Raw genomic sequence first — 15,508 nt, 5'->3', positions numbered from 1 at the left:
GCCGGGCGGGCGGCCGGGTCAGTCCGCGTCGCGCGGGTCGAACGAGGTGGTGTCGACCGTCAGCGGCCGGGGGAAGGCACCGGCGACCGCGTCCCAGCGGACCAGCTTGAAGTTGGTGCCCTCCCGGTCGCCGTCGGCGGGCGTGGCCTCGCCGTCGTGGGTGACGAGCAGCCCCTTCGGGTACCGCGTGCCGAGCGGGACGTTGACCACGGTGGAGCCGTCGGAGTGCTGCACACCGTCGGTGGCGGCGCTGTCGGTGACGGCGAAGGAGCCGACGTAGGCGTTGCCGCCGTCGCGCTCGTAGACGGTGAAGGTGTTGTCGCCCTGGCTGGAGGCGAGGACGTAGCCGGTGCCGTCGGCGGCGTGGTAGACGGCGGCGCCCTCGGCGTCGGCGCTCAGGTGCTCACCGCCGAAGCCGGGGTCATGGGCGGTGTCGAGGACGCACTCCTCCTCTTCCGCGTCGTAGGTCCACGGGGTGCCGTACTCGCGGACCCGGTCGACGATGCGCGGGGTCCCGAACTCCGCGTCGTCCAGGTCGACGCGCCACAGGCCGACGTCCTCCTGCGCGGCGTACAGGACGTGCTCCTCCTGGTCGACGGCCATGCCCTCGACCTGCGGGCCCTCGCCGGGGTCGGCGCACGGCGTCCAGTCGGTGCCGTTCGGCAGCCGGAAGGCGGACGGCAGGGCGAGCGTGTCCTCGGTGCGGTAGCCGACCCGGCCGCCGCGGTCCTCCAGCCGGAGCAGCCGCACACGGGTCTCCGAGCGCTGCGACACGACGACGTAGGCGTCGTCGTCATCACGGTAGGCGGCCAGGCCGTACGCGGTGTGCTGGTCGTCGACCTCGGCCTCGTGCGCCGCGAAGACCGGCGCGGCGTCGGCGGCCGTGACGTCCCTCAGCGGCGGGCGGCCGGCCGCGACGGCGGCGGGGTCGACGGCGTACGTGCGGATGCGGTCCCGGCCGCGGTCGCTGACGACGACCAGGTCGGTGCGGCGGCCGTTGAGCTCGAAGCCGTAGACGACGTCGACGTTGTTGAACCGGCCGGGAGCGGCGTCCTCGCCGGGTGCGGCGGGCGCGGCGATGTGCTGGACGCGGCGCCCGTCGAGGCCGTAGACGTCGAGGCCGGCCTCCTTCAGGGTGCCGATGACGATGCTGCGCGCCGGGTTGCCGGGGTCGACCCAGACGGCGGGGTCGTCGGCGTCGGCGTTGCCGCCCGCCTCGTCGTCGTGGACGGCGGGCGTCTCGGCCCGCGCGGGCACGGACCCCGGCTGCTGCGCCGCGGCCGGGGCGACCAGCAAGAACGCGGCGGTGAGAGCGGTCAGAGCGGAAGCGCTCACGATACTCCTCGGTAGGGGGGTGGTCGCGCGAGAGGTTAGGGGTGGCCGATGGAGGCGAACCGACGGAGTCGTGAACTCCTCATGGCCCCTCGGGACCCCCGTCCCGTTCGCATAGAATCGCGGGGTTTGCCCGCCCGGCCGCCACCCCGTCCGGCCGCCGCCACCCCGTCCGACCGCCGTCCCGCCGCTTTCCCGGAGCACTCGTATGCATTCCCCGCACGACCCGTACGTCCGCGTCCGCGGCGCCCGCGAGCACAACCTCAAAGGTGTGGACGTCGACATTCCCCGGGACGTGATCGCGGTGTTCACGGGCGTGTCCGGCTCGGGCAAGTCGTCGCTGGCGTTCGGCACGATCTACGCGGAGGCGCAGCGGCGCTACTTCGAGTCGGTGGCGCCGTACGCGCGCCGGCTGATCCACCAGGTCGGGGCGCCCAGGGTGGGTGAGATCACCGGGCTGCCGCCCGCGGTCTCGCTCCAGCAGCGGCGCGCGGCGCCGACGTCGCGGTCGTCCGTAGGTACGGTCACCAACCTGTCGAACTCGCTGCGGATGCTGTTCTCCCGCGCGGGCGACTACCCGCCCGGCGCCGAGCGGCTCGACTCCGACGCGTTCTCCCCGAACACGGCGGCGGGCGCCTGCCCGGAGTGCCACGGCCTGGGGCGGGTGCACCGCACGACGGAGGAGTCGCTGGTTCCCGATCCTTCGCTGTCGATCCGCGAGGGCGCGATCGCCGCGTGGCCGGGCGCCTGGCAGGGCAAGAACCTGCGGGACATCCTGGACGCGCTCGGGTACGACGTGGACCGGCCCTGGCGCGAACTGCCCGCCGGTGAACGGGAGTGGATCCTGTTCACGGACGAGCAGCCGGTCGTCACGGTCCATCCGGTGCGGGACGCGGACCGCATCCAACGGCCGTATCAGGGCACGTACATGAGCGCCCGGCGGTACGTGATGAAGACGTTCGCGGACTCCAGGAGCGCGACGCTGCGGGCGAAGGCGGAGCGGTTCCTGCGGAGCGAGCCGTGCTCCGCCTGCGGGGGCAGCCGGCTGCGTCCGGAGGCGCTGGCGGTGACGTTCGCGGGCCGTACGATCGCCGAGCTGGCGGCGCTGCCGCTCACCGCGCTGGCCGGCGTCCTCGACGGCCGCACGGAGACCGCCCGCGTCCTCACCGACGATCTCAGGTCCCGTATCGCCCCGGTCGTCGAACTCGGCCTGGGCTATCTGAGCCTGGACCGCGCCACGCCCACGCTGTCGGCGGGCGAGCTGCAACGCCTGCGGCTGGCGACGCAGTTGCGCTCCGGGCTGTTCGGGGTGGTGTACGTCCTGGACGAGCCGTCCGCGGGGCTGCACCCGGCGGACACGGAGGCGTTGCGGACGGTGCTGGAGCGGCTGAAGGCGGCGGGCAACTCGGTGTTCGTGGTCGAGCACCACCTGGACGTGGTGCGCGGCGCCGACTGGCTCGTGGACGTGGGCCCCGGCGCCGGGGAGCACGGCGGACGGGTGCTGCACAGCGGCCCTGTGGCGGAGCTGGCCGGGAACGAGGAGTCGGCGACGGCACGCCATCTGTTCGGCGGCTCACCGGCGCCGGTGCGCGAAGTCCGTTCGCCGCGCGGCCGGTTGGCGGTCGGGCCGGTCACGCGGCACAACCTGCGCGGGGTGACGGCCGGGTTCCCGCTCGGGGTGCTGACGGTGGTGACCGGGGTGTCGGGGTCGGGCAAGTCGACGCTGATCGGCGAACTCACCGGGGACCTGCCGGGCGTGGACCGTCTGGTGTCCGTCGACCAGAAGCCGATCGGCCGCACGCCGCGCTCCAACCTGGCCACGTACACGGGTCTGTTCGACGTGGTCCGCAAGGTGTTCGCGGCCACCGACGGCGCCCGCGAGCGGGGTTACGGCGTCGGCCGGTTCTCCTTCAACGTGGCGGGCGGGCGGTGCGATACCTGCCAGGGCGAGGGTTTCGTCAGCGTGGAGCTGCTGTTCCTGCCGAGCACGTACGCGCCGTGCCCGGACTGCGGCGGGGCCCGCTACCGCCCCGAGACGCTGGAAGTGACGTACCGGGGCCGGAACATCGCCGAGGTCCTGGACCTCACGGTCGAGTCGGCGGCGGACTTCTTCGCCGGCACCCCGGCCGTCGCGCGCAGCCTGCGCACGCTGCTGGACGTCGGCCTCGGCTACCTGCGGCTCGGCCAGCCCGCGACCGAGCTGTCCGGCGGGGAGGCCCAGCGCATCAAGCTGGCGAGCGAGTTGCAGCGGGTCCGGCGCGGCCACACCCTGTACGTCCTGGACGAGCCGACGACCGGCCTGCACCCGGCCGACACCGAGGTCCTGATGGCCCGCCTGCACGGCCTGGTCGACGCCGGTCACACGGTGGTCGTCGTGGAACACGACATGTCCGTCGCCGCGACCGCCGACTGGATCCTCGACCTGGGTCCGGGCGGCGGCGACGCGGGCGGACGCGTCGTGGCGGCGGGGACTCCGGCCGAGGTGGCGCGGGCGAAGGGCAGCGTTACGGCGCCGTATCTGGCACGGGCGTTGCGCCGGCCCTCCTGAGCGCGGGGCGGGGCACTCGCGCCGGGTCCCGCAGCACCGACCGCTCGGCCGCCGACGCCAGGGCACGGCGGTCCTCGTGGGCGCCGGGGCGGATCGCGTCCCGGATCTCCACCTCCGCGACGAGGGCCCGGGCCGTCGTCACCCGCCACACGGAGGCGAGCAGGGTGTCCTCGCCGACGAAGGCGGGGGCGGTGGTGGGGCCGCCGTCGGGGCGGCGGTAGCGGATGCGGACCGGCTGGACGGGGACGCCCGCGTCCAGGGCGGCCTGGAAGGCCGCGCGGCGGAAGGTGCCCTGCGCCCGGCCGCACCAGGTGCTGCCCTCGGGGAACACCGCGAGCGCGGCGCCCGAGCGCAGGACGGACGCCAGGTGGGCCACCGTGTCCGGCAGCGCGCGCAGCCGGTCGCGGTCGATGAAGACGGCGCCCCGCGCGGCCACCGGGCCGGCCACCGGCCACTCGCCGATCTCCTTCTTCGCGAGCGTCCGGGCCGGACGCACCGCGGCGAGCAGCGGGACGTCCAGCCACGAGATGTGGTTGGCGACCAGCAGGACACCGCCGTCGGGCACGGCCGCGCCCGTGACGCGCATCCGGACACCGGCGGCCCGCACGAGCAGGCGGCACCAGCGCCGGACGAGCCCGGCCGGGAGGCGCCGGGCGAGCGGCGACAGGGCGATCCCGGTGAGCAGCAGCGCCACGAGTGCCGCGATCCGCAGCGCCGCGCGCGGCGCCGCCGCACCGGGGGCCGCGTCCGCCCGCACGCAGGCGGCGGGCGTGCAAGGCGCGGACGGCAGCCAGGCGGAGCCCGCGGGAAGGTCGCTCCCGGCGTGCGGAGCGGCACCGTCAGCGGTGGGGACCACGCTCCCGGGGACCACGCCCACGGGGTCGGTGGCCGCACGTCCGGCGGTCGTGCCGTCGGCACCGACAGGGCCTGTGCCTGCCGGGCCGGTGCCGCCGGGCACGCGCGTGCCGCCGTCGACCGTCGCCGCGGTTCCGGCCACGGCACTAGCCGCCCCGACGCCGACCGCCACGCCCGTACCGGCCACGGCACTCCCCGCCCCGCGGCCGACCGCCACGCCCGTACCGGCCACGGCAGTAGCCGCCCCGCGGCCGACCGCCGCATCCCTGCCGGTCACCGCGCTTGCCGCGCCGCCCGGCTCCGTTCCGACCGCGGTCGTCACGCCGGCACCAGCGACAGGAAGTGCTTCAGGTAGCGCGGGTTCACCCGTCGCATCGACAGCAGCACGTACAGGTCGGCCACCCCGAAGTCCGGGTCGTGGGCGGGCTCCCCGCAGACCCAGGCGCCGAGGCGGAGATAGCCGCGCAGCAGCGCCGGGAGGTCGGCGCCCGCGGCGGGCGCGGCGGACTCGCCCGGCGTCCAGGGCAGCAGCGGACGGACGCGGTACTCCTGCGGCGCGAGGTGCTTGGCGCGCACCCGGTCCCAGGTGGCGGAGGCGAGGGCGCCGCCGTCGCTGAGCGGGACCGAGCAGCAGCCCGCGAGCCACTCGTGCCCCCGGTCGACCATGTAGCGGGCGATCCCGGCCCAGATCAGCCCGATGACCGCGCCGTCCCGGTGGTCGGGGTGGACGCAGGAGCGGCCGACCTCGACGAGCCCGGGGCGGATCGCGTCCAGCGCGCGGACGTCGAACTCGCTCTCGGAGTACAGCCGCCCGGCGATCGCGGCCCGCTCGGGCGGCAGCAGCCGGTACGTTCCGACGACCTGGCCGGTCACCGTGTCCCGCACGAGCAGGTGGTCGCAGTACGCGTCGAAGGCGTCGGCGTCGTGGCCGGGCTCCGCTGTGACCAGCAGGGCGCCCATCTCCCCGGCGAAGACGTCGTGCCGCAGCCGCTGGGCCGCGCGCACGTCCTCCTCGTCGCGGGCGAGGGTGACGGTGTAGCGGGTGGGTGCCGCGGGCTGCGGGGGGCGGTCGAGCGTGGTGACGCCGGTCATGGCTCTCTCCTGGTACGGGCCGGGTTCGGCGGCGGCAGAGGGCAGGGCCGGTGGTATTCGGCCTGCCGGTCCTGTTCTTCCGATCCCGGTTGGCGTGCACGTGACATGCGCCAGGAGGGGGAATGTGGGGATGTTGAACGGCGCGGGCCGCGACCCGCGCCGGACCAGCCGTTCACGGCCCGCCGCGCCGGCTCGCCGGGGCCCGGCCCGCGCGCTGCGGGCCGCCGGCTGCGCCGCCGACTGCCGTGCGCGGCGGAGTACTTGGCGGGACCGGGTTTGAGCACCACTCCCGGTCCCGCCCGTCCGCACCCTGTCGGCGAACGTCTTCCGGCCGCGCGCCTACCGCCTGGCCACCTTGCGGGTCGCGCGCAGCCACTCCTTGTTCATGCCCGTGATGGAGGTGAGCGGGATGCCCTTCGGGCAGGCGGTGGCGCACTCCCCGGTCAGGGTGCAGCCGCCGAAGCCCTCGTCGTCCATCTGCGCCACCATGTCCAGTACGCGGGTCTCCCGCTCGGGCGCGCCCTGCGGCAGCACGTTGAGATGGTTGACCTTCGCGGAAGTGAACAGCATCGCGGCGCCGTTGGGGCAGGCCGCGACGCAGGCGCCGCAGCCGATGCACTCGGCGTGCTCGAACGCGAAGTCGGCGTCCGGCTTGGGCACGGGCGTGGCGTGGGCCTCGGGCGCGGCACCGGTGGGTGCGGTGATGTAGCCGCCGGCCTGGATGATGCGGTCGAAGGCCGACCGGTCCACGACCAGGTCCTTCACGACCGGGAAGGCCGATGCCCGCCACGGCTCGATGTCGATGGTGTCGCCGTCCTTGAAGGACCGCATGTGCAGCTGGCAGGTGGTGGTGCGCTCCGGGCCGTGCGCGTCGCCGTTGATGACGAGCGAGCAGGCGCCGCAGATGCCCTCGCGGCAGTCGTGGTCGAAGGCGACCGGGTCCTCGCCCTTGAGGATGAGCTCCTCGTTGAGGGTGTCCAGCATTTCGAGGAAGGACATGTCCGGCGAGATGCCGTCCACCTCGTACGTGGACATGGTGCCTTCGGCGTCGGCGTTCTGCTGCCGCCAGACGCGCAGGGTGAGCCTCATGCGTAGCTCCGCTGGGTGGGGTGGACGTACTCGAAGACCAGGTCTTCCTTGTGCAGGACGGGCGCTTCGCCGGTGCCGGTGAACTCCCAGGCGGCCGCGTACGCGAACTCGTCGTCCTTGCGGGCGGCCTCGCCGTCCGGGGTCTGCGACTCCTCCCGGAAGTGGCCGCCGCAGGACTCGGTGCGGTGCAGCGCGTCGAGGCACATCAGCTCGGCGAGCTCCAGGTAGTCCACGATGCGGTTGGCCTTCTCCAGGGACTGGTTGAACTCCTCGCCGGTGCCGGGCACCTTGATGCGCCGCCAGAACTCCTCGCGGATCTGCGGGATGCGTTCCAGGGCCTTGCGCAGTCCGGAGTCGGTGCGGGCCATGCCGCAGAACTCCCACATCAGCTCGCCTAGTTCGCGGTGGAAGGAGTCCGGGGTGCGGTCGCCGTCGACGGCCAGCAGCAGGTTGAGGCGGTCCTCGGTCTCGGCCAGCACCTCCTGGACGACGGGGTGGTCGTCGCCGACTCCGGTGCCGCGCGGGGTGCGGGCGAGGTAGTCGTTGATGGTGGCCGGCAGCACGAAGTAGCCGTCGGCGAGGCCCTGCATGAGGGCGGAGGCGCCGAGGCGGTTCGCGCCGTGGTCGGAGAAGTTGGCCTCGCCGATCGCGAACAGGCCGGGGACGGTGGTCTGCAGGTCGTAGTCGACCCACAGGCCGCCCATCGTGTAGTGCACGGCGGGGTAGATCCGCATCGGCACCCGGTACGGGTCCTCGTCGGTGATCCGCTGGTACATGTCGAAGAGGTTGCCGTACCTGGCCTCCACGGCCTTGCGGCCCATGCGCCGGATCGCGTCGGCGAAGTCCAGGTAGACGCCCTGCCCGCCGGGGCCGACGCCGCGGCCCTCGTCGCAGACGTTCTTCGCGGCGCGGGAGGCGATGTCGCGGGGCACGAGGTTGCCGAAGGACGGGTAGGCGCGCTCCAGGTAGTAGTCGCGCTCGTCCTCGGGGATCTCGTGCGGCGGCCGGGTGTCGCCCTTGGCCTTCGGCACCCAGATCCGGCCGTCGTTGCGCAGTGACTCGCTCATCAGCGTCAGCTTCGACTGGTGGTCGCCGGTGCGCGGGATGCACGTGGGGTGGATCTGCGTGAAACAGGGGTTGGCGAACAGGGCTCCGCGCCGGTGCGCCCGCCAGACGGCGGTGGCGTTGGAGTTCATGGCGTTCGTCGACAGGTAGAAGACGTTGCCGTAGCCGCCGGACGCCAGCACCACGGCGTCCGCGTAGTACGTGGAGATCCTGCCGGTGATCAGGTCGCGGGCGACGATGCCGCGGGCCCGGCCGTCGACGACGATCAGGTCGAGCATCTCGGTGCGCGGGTGCATCTCGATGTTGCCGGCGGCGATCTGCCGGGACAGCGCCTGGTAGGCGCCGAGCAGGAGCTGCTGCCCCGTCTGACCGCGGGCGTAGAAGGTCCGCGACACCTGGACGCCGCCGAAGGAGCGGGTGTCGAGCAGGCCGCCGTACTCGCGGGCGAACGGCACGCCCTGCGCCACGCACTGGTCGATGATCTCCACGGAGATCTGGGCGAGCCGGTGCACGTTGGACTCGCGGGCCCGGAAGTCGCCGCCCTTGACCGTGTCGTAGAAGAGGCGGTGGACGGAGTCGCCGTCGTTGCGGTAGTTCTTCGCGGCGTTGATGCCTCCTTGCGCGGCGATGGAGTGGGCGCGGCGCGGCGAGTCCTGGTAGCAGAACTGGACGACGTGGTAGCCCTGTTCGGCGAGTGTGGCGCCCGCCGAGGCGCCGGCCAGGCCCGTGCCGACGACGATGACGGTGTGCCCCCGCCGGTTGGCGGGGTTGACCAGCCTGGCCTCGAAGCGGCGCTTGTCCCAGCGCTCGTGGACCGGGCCGGCCGGGGCCTTGGTGTCGGCGATCGGCTCGCCCGTGCGGTAGTTCACGTAGTCGCTCATGTCAGCTCACCACTCCGGTCATGACGGCCACGGGCACGGCGACGAAGCCGGCCGTGAGCAGCAGCGCGAGGACGTCGGCGGCGGCCTTCAGGGCGCGGTCGCGGGTGCGGCTGCCGACGCCGAGGGTCTGGGCGGCGCTCCAGAATCCGTGCCGGACGTGCAGGCCGAGGGCGAGCGTCGCGACGATGTAGATGACGTTGCCGTACCAGGTGGAGAAGGTGTCCACGACGTTCTGGTAGGGCTTGCCGGACTCGAAGCCGCCGGAGTGCACGGTGCCGGTGGTCAGGTCCAGGATGTGCCAGACGACGTACAGGCCGAGGATGATCCCGCCCCAGCGCATGGTGCGCGTCGCGTAGCTCGCCCGGGGCCTCTTGTGGACGTACTTGCCGGGCCGGGCCCTGATGTCGCGGCGGCTGAGCTGGTACGCGGACACGGCGTGCGCGACGACGGCGGCGACCAGGACGACGCGGATCAGCCACAGCGTCCAGCCGTAGTGCATGAACGGCTCGCCCAGGGTGCGCAGCCAGTGGGCGTAGTGGTTGAACTCGCCGGGCCCGAAGAAGATCTTCAGGTTTCCGATCATGTGGACGACCAGGTAGGACAGCATGATCAGGCCACTGACCGCCATCACTGCCTTCTTGCCGACGGTCGAGTCCCACACGGTGCGTGCCATGGACGGCCGTCGGTCCGTCCGCGTTGCCATCGCCATGTCACAGAAGGTAGGCGGCTCCTACCGCATCGGTCCAAGACATGGTCGGCCTTGATTCGATAGGGCGTGCCTATGATGCCAGGGTGCAGTTCCATCAGCTCCAGTACTTCGTGGCCGTCGCCGAGACCCGGCACTTCACCCGGGCCGCCGAACTGGTCCATGTCGCGCAGCCGTCGCTGTCCCAGCAGATCAAGGCGCTGGAGCGGGAACTCGGCGCGGACCTGTTCCTGCGGGCGCGCGGCAACATCACGCTGACCGACGCGGGCGAGGCGCTGCTGCCGCTGGCCCGGCGGATCCTCGCCGACGCGGACACGGCGCGGCACGAGGTGCTGGAGCTGGCGCAGCTGCGGCGCGGCCGGGTCCGGCTGGGCGCGACACCGAGCCTGTGCACGGGCCTGCTGCCGGACGTGCTGCGCGCCTTCCACGACCGGTACCCCGGCGTGCGGCTGCTGATCGAGGAGGGCGGCTCCCACGACCTCGTACGGGAACTGGCCCGTGGCGCGCTCGATCTGGCGCTGGTGGTGCTGCCGCTGCCGACCCCGTCACCCGCGCTGACGACGGTGGAGCTGCTGCGCGAGGACCTGGTGGTGGTGTCGTCGCCCGAGGCGCCCCGGCCGGGCGGCGGGCGGCGGGCGGTGCGGATCGCCGACCTGGAGGGCGAACGTCTGGTGATGTTCCGGCACGGCTACGACCTGCGTGAGCTGACCGTGGCGGCGTGCCGCGCGGAGGGCTTCGAGCCGGACTTCGCGGTGGAGGGCGGCGAGATGGACGCGGTGCTGGAGTTCGTGCGGGCCGGGCTCGGGGTGGCCGTCGTGCCGCGCATGGTGGCGACGCGGGCCGGGCGCGGGCTGCGGGTCACCGCGTTGGCCCGGCCCGGACTGCACCGCACGATCGCGCTGGCGCACCGCAGCGACGTGGCTCCGCCCCGGGCCGCGCGGGAGCTGCAGCGGATGCTGTTCGAAAGGTGACCTGCGGTGCCCCACCGGTGGGGGCCCCGTCGTCTCGGGGCGCGGGTCGTGCCCGGTCGCTCGCACGGTTCCCCGCGCCCCTGCGGGGCGCTTGCCGTCAGCCCGTCGCGTCCACCAGGGCCAGTTCGTGCAGGCGTTCCGGCGGGCCCGGCCGGGCGTAGTACCAGCCCTGGGCCGTGTCGCAGCCCAGTATGCGGAGCTGTTCGGCCTGGGCGCCGGTCTCCACGCCCTCGACCGTGACCGCGAGGTCCAGGCTGTGGGCGAGGGAGACGATGCCCTCGACGATCTTCAGGTCGACGGGGTCGGCCGGGAACTGCTGCATGCTCTGGGTGAACGAGCGGTCGAGCTTGAGGACGCTCACCGGCAGACGGCGCAGGTTCGCGAGGTTGGAGTAGCCCGTGCCGAAGTCGTCCAGCGCGATGTCGACGCCCATCTCCGCGAGCCGGCGCAGCGGCTTCAGCAGGTCGTCGTCCGCTCCGATCAGCGCCGACTCCGTCACCTCCAGGCACAGCGCGTCGGGCCCGACGCCCGCGCGCTCCAGGATGTCGACGGTGTCCTGGACGAGGCCGGGATGAGTGAGCTGGCACGGCGAGAGGTTGACGTTGATGCGCATCGGTCCCGCGTCGGCGTGCTTCTCCCGCCAGCTGCGGGCCTGGCGCACCGACTGTTCCAGCACCCAGCGGCCGAGCGGCACGATCAGCCCGGTGTGCTCGGCGAGCGGGATGAACCGGTCCGGGCCCAGCACACCGTGCTGCGGGTGCAGCCAGCGCACCAGGGCCTCCGCGCCGCGCACGCTGCCGTCGCCGAGGCGCACCAGCGGCTGGTACTCGATGAAGAACTCGCCGCGCTCCAGGGCGGCCGGCAGGGCCGTGGTGAGCCCGTGCCGGGTGATGGCGCGGGCGTCCGCCTCCGGGTCGGCGAGCTCGTAGCGGTTGCCGCCCGCCGACTTCGCCCGGTACATGGTGATGTCGGCGCTGCGCAGCACCTCCGCGGGACTGCGCTCACCGGCCGGGCCCTCGACTATGCCGATGCTGCCGCGCACGGTCAGCTCCCGGCCGTCGACGCTGACCGGGGCGAGCAGCGCGTTCATGATGCGGTCGGCGAGCTCGTCGACCTCGGTCTGGGTGTCGGGGCCGGTGGTCAGCGCCACGAACTCGTCGCCGCCGAGCCGGGCCACCATCTCGCCGGGCGCGGTCGCGCAGGCCTGCAGCCGGTCGGCGACCTCCACGAGCAGCCGGTCGCCGGCCGCGTGGCCGAGGCTGTCGTTGATCGTCTTGAAACCGTCCAGGTCGAGGTAGCACAGCCCGAAGCGCTGTCCCTCGCCCGCGTTGAGGGCCTTCTCCAGCCGCTCGAAGAAGAAGGTGCGGTTGGGCAGGCCGGTGAGCGCGTCGTGCGTGGCCTCGTAGCGCAGCCGCAGGTTGAGCAGCCGCCGCTCGGTGGTGTCCTCCATGAGGGCGAGCTGGTACTGCGGTGCGCCGTCCGCGTCGCGCAGCAGGGACACGGTCAGGTTGGTCCACAGGACCGTGCCGTCCGGGCGGTAGAAGGCCTTTTCGACGTGGTAGTGCTCACGCTCGCCGCGGATCAGCTCGTCGTACAGCCGCCAGATGTGGGGCGCGTCCTCGGGGTGGGACCAGTCGACGACCCGCTGGCCGCGCAGGGACTGGTCGGACACGCCGAACATGCGCACCAGCGCGCCGTTGACCTGGAGCACCGTGCCGTCCAGGTCGGCGATGCCGATTCCTATGGCGGCGCCCTCGAAGACGGCGCGGAAGCGGGCCTCGCTGGCGTGCAGCGCCTGGGCCACGACGCCCTGCGCCAGCAGCGCGGCCTGCGCGATGGCCTCCTGCTCCGACAGCGTCCGCTCCCGCAGGGCCTCGGCGAATCCCGCGGCCATGGCGTGCTGGAGCCGCGCCGAACGCGCCCGCAGGTCCTCCTGGTCGCCGTCCTGGCCGCAGTACAGCACCAGGTAGGCGTCGACGCAGTCCAGTGTGCGGCTGAGCGCCTCGGGGTCGGTGCAGTGCGCCTCGACCAGTCCGGCGCCCACGGCCCTGCCCTCGGCGGCGTCGAAGACGCGCGACCTGAGGGCCTCGCTCAACCGCCTGGCGAGCGGTAACAGTTGCTGCTCGAACTCCGGCCGGGTCGACGACGTCGAGGTCACCGGGAACACGGCCCGGCTCCAGATCGTCGCGAACCGGCGCAGTCTGTCCTCCGGCCCGTCCGGCTCCGTTTCCGCGCTCACGCCCGCCGCCCCACGCCCGCGAAGCCCGAGAAGGCGTACGGGTCCTCGTCCTCCGGCGAGGTGTCGGGCCGCCAGTGCGGCATCGGCACCAGTCCGGGTTCCACCATGTCGTACCCCTCGAAGAACCGCGCGATCTCCTCGCGCGGGCGCATGATCAGCGGGTTGCGGATGTCCTCGTACACGCTCACCATGCCTCCGGCCCGCTCGGGCGGCAGCGGGACTCCCTCGTACGAGGCGTGCGTGAGGACGAGCAGGCTGCCGGGCGCGAGCGCGTCGCGCAACTGCGCCACCGCACCGTACGGGTCGTCCGCGTCTTCCACGAAGTGCAGTATGGCAACGAGAAGCACCGCCACCGGCCGGTTCGGGTCGATGAGCCGCCCGAACTCTGGGCTGGACAGGATCTCGTAGGGCTTGCGGAGGTCGGCCGCGACCACGTCCGTGCCCTCGTTGTCCGCCAGTACCGCCTGGCTGTGCGCCACCGCCACCGGGTCGTGGTCCACGTACACGACGCGCGCCTCGGGGTCGGCGGCCTGCGCCACCTCGTGCACGCTTCCGAAGGTGGGGATACCGGACCCGATGTCCAGGAACTGGGTGATTCCCCCGTCGACGGCGAAACGGACCGCGCGGCGCATGAACGCCCGGTTCGCCTGCATGATCTTGGGAAGTCCCGGCATGAACTCCATGGCCTTGCGGGCCGCTTCCCTGTCGACCTCGAAGTTGTGCGAACCGCCCAGGTAGTAGTCGTAGATCCGGGAAACGCTCGGCACCGAGATGTCGATGCTCCGTGGGGCCCAGGCGGGACGCTCCATCTACCTCTCCAGGGGCTTGGCGATCCGGTGTTCGAGCTGAGGCTACTGATCGCCCGCCAAAGGAGCGAGCTGAAACGGAAATTGACCATCCGTTCCCGGTCACTGCCTGCGGCACGTGCCAAATGGCCGCCGGGCGCCTCCCGTTCGAAAACACTACGAGAAGTAGCCGCCCCGTATCGCATCCGTGAGCGCGCAAACCGGTACGCCCCTTCCACACAACGCGGAAGGGACGTACCGGAATGTGGTGCCGTTCGACTACTTCTTGAGCGCGCCGACCGGTTTTCCGTCGGGAGAGACGGCGTACCAGGTGCCGCCGACGCCCTGGCCGTTGATGTCTCCCGGCTTCTCGTCGCCGGCGAAGGTGTAGATCGGCCAGCAGTCGACCGTCTGCTGTTTCGCGCCGTCCGGGCGGGTGAAGCTCATCAGGCCCTTCTGCTCGACGCCCTTGGTGTCATCGGCGGCCACGGGGGCCACGACCGGCCACTTGTCCAGGCACGCGCCGGTGCACGCGGAGACGGGTTTCGGCCAGGCTTCGTCCTTCATGAAGCGGTAGACGGTCATGCCGTTGCCGTCGACGACGATCTCGCCGAGCTCGGGGTCCTCACGGGTGGACAGCCCGGGCAGCCCGGCCGACCGCGCCTTCTTGCCGTCGGGGGCCAGCGCGAACCACTTGCCGCCGACGCCCTGCCCCTTCACGTCACCGGCGTTGACGTCCTTCACGTAGCGGTACGCCGGCCGGCCGCCGACGGTCAGCTGCTTGCTGCCGTCGGAGCGGGTGATCTCGCCGAGCAGCGCCTTGTCGATGCCCTCACCGGCCCCGGCGTCGTCCGCGGGCACCGGGGGCCACGTCTCGGCGCAGTCGCCCTCGCAGTTCGACACCGGCGGCTGGGCCGTGTCCTGGTCGAACCGGTACAGGGTCAGGCCGACGCCGTCGGTCATCACCTTGCCGAGTCCGGCGACGGCGGCGACGGACAGCTCGCCCGCGGGGGCCCCGGTCGGGCTCGGGGCGGCCTGCTCGCCGCCGGCCGGGCCACCGGGGTCCTCACCGGCGCCGACGCTGCCGTAGTCGCCGGGCGACGCCGTGGCGCCGACGTTCTGACTGCTTGCGGAACCACCGGTTTCCTGACCGCACGCCGTCGTCAGCGCCAGCACCGCCGCGGCGCCCGCCACGAGTGAGGCGCTCCGCCAGGAGGTCTTCATCTTGAACTCCCCACATCAGTCAAGGTGTTGCAGCGCCCTGCTGCGCCGCCGCACGGCAGGGGGTACGCATGCCGGTGCCGGTCGCGTTCAATCCGTCCGCGTTTTTCTGTAACGGGAAGGGCCGCGGCACGCGCCGTACGACGGTCACGGCCCGCGCCCCGAGCCGCCGCGGTCAACACGCCACGAGGTGCCCGTCACCCCTTCGGGGCAATCCCCGGGCGCGGCGGCGTGGAGTGCCCCGCCGCTGATCATGCTCTCCGTCGTGCGAGAACCCGAACCGCTCCAACCCGCCTGGGCGGCAAGGGCGTTGGCCCTGATGGCACTGGTGTGGTCGCTCGTCGGCGCACCGGCCGGCGTGGCGGTCGCCGACGCGTGCGCCTTCGCGTCCACGGGACCGGGCGGCACGACGGCGGTGGCGGGCGCCGGGAGCGGCTCCTGGCCCACGTTCCCGCCGTGCCACACCCCCACGCCGCCCCCCGAGCCGACACCCACGCCCACGCCCACCCCCACACCTCCTCCGTCACCACCGCCACCGCCACAGCCGCCGAAGCCCCCACCGACGCCGCCCCCCCCCCCCCCCGGCCACACCCCCCCCGGCGGACCACCGGACCACCGGACCACCGGACCACAACCACCGACCACCACGACCACGGCGAACCACCGGACCACAACGGCCAACGGCGGCCGGGCGCGCGGTCGGCGCGTTCGCTCACACGCCGGT

General features: G+C 73.1%; 11 protein-coding genes. 2 read left to right on the top strand and 9 right to left on the bottom strand.

Going from position 1 to position 15,508, the window contains the following annotated elements; translation table 11 throughout:
• Positions 1-18: 18 nt before the first annotated feature.
• Positions 19-1,335, bottom strand: coding sequence for a phytase (locus QC282_RS11325; RefSeq protein WP_279549141.1), 1,317 nt, complete (start codon positions 1,333-1,335; stop codon positions 19-21).
• Positions 1,336-1,540: 205 nt separating this feature from the next.
• Here QC282_RS11325 and QC282_RS11320 point away from each other — a divergent pair, with 205 nt between their 5' ends.
• Positions 1,541-3,880, top strand: coding sequence for an excinuclease ABC subunit UvrA (locus tag QC282_RS11320; RefSeq protein ID WP_279549140.1), 2,340 nt, complete (start codon positions 1,541-1,543; stop codon positions 3,878-3,880).
• Here the strand turns inward: QC282_RS11320 and QC282_RS11315 are convergent.
• From QC282_RS11315 to QC282_RS11295, 5 genes are all read right to left on the bottom strand, one after another.
• Entirely contained in the window at positions 3,837-4,637 is an 801-nt protein-coding gene (locus tag QC282_RS11315; protein ID WP_279549280.1) for a lysophospholipid acyltransferase family protein, read from the bottom strand. The two genes, QC282_RS11320 and QC282_RS11315, sit on opposite strands and share 44 nt — an antisense overlap.
• A gap of 416 nt (positions 4,638-5,053) precedes the next feature.
• Positions 5,054-5,827, bottom strand: coding sequence for a GNAT family N-acetyltransferase (locus QC282_RS11310; protein ID WP_279549139.1), 774 nt, complete (start codon positions 5,825-5,827; stop codon positions 5,054-5,056).
• 339 nt (positions 5,828-6,166) lie between these two features.
• Complete coding sequence (locus QC282_RS11305) at positions 6,167-6,916, bottom strand: succinate dehydrogenase/fumarate reductase iron-sulfur subunit (protein WP_279549138.1); 750 nt, start codon at positions 6,914-6,916, stop codon at positions 6,167-6,169.
• The gene (locus tag QC282_RS11300; RefSeq protein ID WP_279549137.1) at positions 6,913-8,862 is read right to left on the bottom strand and encodes a fumarate reductase/succinate dehydrogenase flavoprotein subunit; all 1,950 of its coding nucleotides are present in this window, start codon (positions 8,860-8,862) and stop codon (positions 6,913-6,915) included. The genes QC282_RS11305 and QC282_RS11300 overlap by 4 nt, the downstream gene beginning before the upstream one ends.
• A gap of 1 nt (position 8,863) precedes the next feature.
• A complete protein-coding gene (locus QC282_RS11295) occupies positions 8,864-9,535 on the bottom strand; it encodes a succinate dehydrogenase (protein WP_279549136.1) in 672 nt (223 codons plus the stop codon).
• A gap of 119 nt (positions 9,536-9,654) precedes the next feature.
• Here QC282_RS11295 and QC282_RS11290 point away from each other — a divergent pair, with 119 nt between their 5' ends.
• Positions 9,655-10,539: a LysR family transcriptional regulator gene (locus tag QC282_RS11290; protein WP_279549135.1), complete on the top strand. Its 885-nt coding sequence runs from the start codon at positions 9,655-9,657 to the stop codon at positions 10,537-10,539.
• Positions 10,540-10,636: 97 nt separating this feature from the next.
• Here the strand turns inward: QC282_RS11290 and QC282_RS11285 are convergent, their stop codons facing one another.
• The 3 genes from QC282_RS11285 to QC282_RS11275 all read right to left on the bottom strand — a co-directional run bounded on the left by QC282_RS11285 (position 10,637) and on the right by QC282_RS11275 (position 14,787).
• Positions 10,637-12,778, bottom strand: coding sequence for a bifunctional diguanylate cyclase/phosphodiesterase (locus QC282_RS11285; RefSeq protein WP_279549134.1), 2,142 nt, complete (start codon positions 12,776-12,778; stop codon positions 10,637-10,639).
• Positions 12,775-13,587: an SAM-dependent methyltransferase gene (locus QC282_RS11280; protein WP_279549133.1), complete on the bottom strand. Its 813-nt coding sequence runs from the start codon at positions 13,585-13,587 to the stop codon at positions 12,775-12,777. Before QC282_RS11280 ends, QC282_RS11285 begins: the two co-directional genes overlap by 4 nt.
• 255 nt (positions 13,588-13,842) lie before the next feature.
• Positions 13,843-14,787: an SCO0930 family lipoprotein gene (locus QC282_RS11275; protein ID WP_279549132.1), complete on the bottom strand. Its 945-nt coding sequence runs from the start codon at positions 14,785-14,787 to the stop codon at positions 13,843-13,845.
• Positions 14,788-15,508: the final 721 nt, after the last annotated feature.

This window comes from Streptomyces sp. DH24 (genome assembly GCF_029813775.1).
Lineage (GTDB): Bacteria > Actinomycetota > Actinomycetes > Streptomycetales > Streptomycetaceae > Streptomyces.
The sequence above is the reverse complement of the archived record's forward strand: the minus strand, read 5'-3'. Positions and strand labels throughout refer to the sequence as shown.